Here is a 1,433-nt window from a genome sequence, read left to right as displayed (position 1 = left end):
AACCCGCCGCGGGTCGACTCCACGGACGCGGTGGACCGGCGCAGCGAGACGCTGCTCGACCTGGTCCCGGCGGACGGCAACCGGCCCTACGACATGGCCAAGGTGATCGAGGAGATCGTCGACGACGGCGAGTACCTGGAGGTCCACGAGCGCTGGGCCCGCAACATCATCTGCGCCCTGGCCCGCCTCGACGGCCAGGTGGTCGGCATCGTCGCCAACCAGCCGCAGTCCCTCGCGGGCGTCCTGGACATCGAGGCCAGTGAAAAAGCTGCGCGCTTCGTCCAGATGTGTGACGCTTTCAATATCCCGATCGTCACCTTCCTGGACGTCCCGGGCTTCCTCCCCGGCGTCGACCAGGAGCACGGCGGGATCATCCGCCACGGCGCGAAGCTCCTCTACGCCTACTGCAACGCGACCGTGCCCCGCATCTCCCTGATCCTGCGCAAGGCCTACGGCGGCGCCTACATCGTCATGGACAGCCAGTCCATCGGTGCGGACCTCACCTATGCCTGGCCGACCAACGAGATCGCCGTGATGGGCGCGGAAGGCGCCGCCAACGTCATCTTCCGTCGGCAGATCGCCGACGCCGAGGACCCCGAGGCCATGCGGGCCCGCATGGTCAAGGAGTACAAGTCCGAGCTCATGCACCCCTACTACGCGGCCGAGCGCGGCCTGGTCGACGACGTCATCGACCCGGCCGAGACCCGCGAGGTCCTCATCCGCTCCCTGGCCATGCTGCAGACCAAGCACGCGGACCTGCCGTCGCGCAAGCACGGCAACCCCCCGCAGTAGCACCTCTCTCACGGAGACCGAGACCTATGAGCACCCCTGACATTCGCGTCGAGAAGGGCCACGCCGAGCCCGAGGAAGTCGCCGCCATCACGGCCGTCCTCCTGGCCCGCGCCGCGGCCGCCCCGTCGGACGTACAGGCCCACCCCGGCCGCCCCAAGGCCGCCTGGCGCCGCCTGGAACGCGAGGGCGGCTTCCGAGCCCCCCACAGCTGGCACGGCTAGCCAGAACGCAGCCTAGGCAAGCGGAAGGGCCCCTCTCGCGAGAGAGGGGCCCTTCCGCTTGCCTAGGGGCGCGGGGAACTGCGCGACAAGCCACTGGGCCGCCCGCAGACGGCAAACAACCATCCGAGGCAGCCCAGTAGCCGCAAACGCAAGAACCAGTACCGGTTACCGCAACCGCGCCATGAGAGCGTGCTCCACCAACGTGATGAGCGCCGACTTAGCGTCGGCACGATGCCGAGCATCGGTGGTGATGATCGGAGTGTCCGGCCCGATCTGCAACGCCTCCCGCACCTCATCCGGGCTGTACGGCTGATTCCCGTCGAACCCGTTGAGCGCGATCACGAACGGCAGTCCGGAGTTCTCGAAGTAGTCGACCGCGGGGAAGCAGTCGGCGAGACGCCGGGTGTCCACCAGCACGAT

Annotated in this window: 3 protein-coding genes; 2 read left to right on the top strand and 1 reads right to left on the bottom strand. The window is 68.5% G+C overall.

The annotated features are described in order from the left end of the window. Both MQN93_RS43645 and MQN93_RS43640 read left to right on the top strand, forming a co-directional pair. On the top strand, positions 1-792 hold a 792-nt coding region (locus MQN93_RS43645), incomplete at its 5' end, for an acyl-CoA carboxylase subunit beta (RefSeq protein ID WP_278191852.1). A 26-nt stretch (positions 793-818) separates the two neighbouring features. Next, positions 819-1,013, top strand: a complete 195-nt coding sequence (locus MQN93_RS43640) for an acyl-CoA carboxylase subunit epsilon (RefSeq protein ID WP_016432459.1) — start codon at positions 819-821, stop codon at positions 1,011-1,013. Between the two features lie 165 nt (positions 1,014-1,178). Here MQN93_RS43640 and MQN93_RS43635 read toward each other — a convergent pair. Continuing rightward, a partial coding sequence (locus MQN93_RS43635; protein WP_242713910.1) for an ATP/GTP-binding protein occupies positions 1,179-1,433 on the bottom strand: 255 nt, incomplete at its 5' end.

It is taken from the genome of Streptomyces spinosisporus (assembly GCF_022698145.1).
GTDB classification, from domain to species: Bacteria; Actinomycetota; Actinomycetes; order Streptomycetales; family Streptomycetaceae; genus Streptomyces; species Streptomyces spinosisporus.
This window is presented reverse-complemented; position numbering and strand designations above follow the sequence as displayed.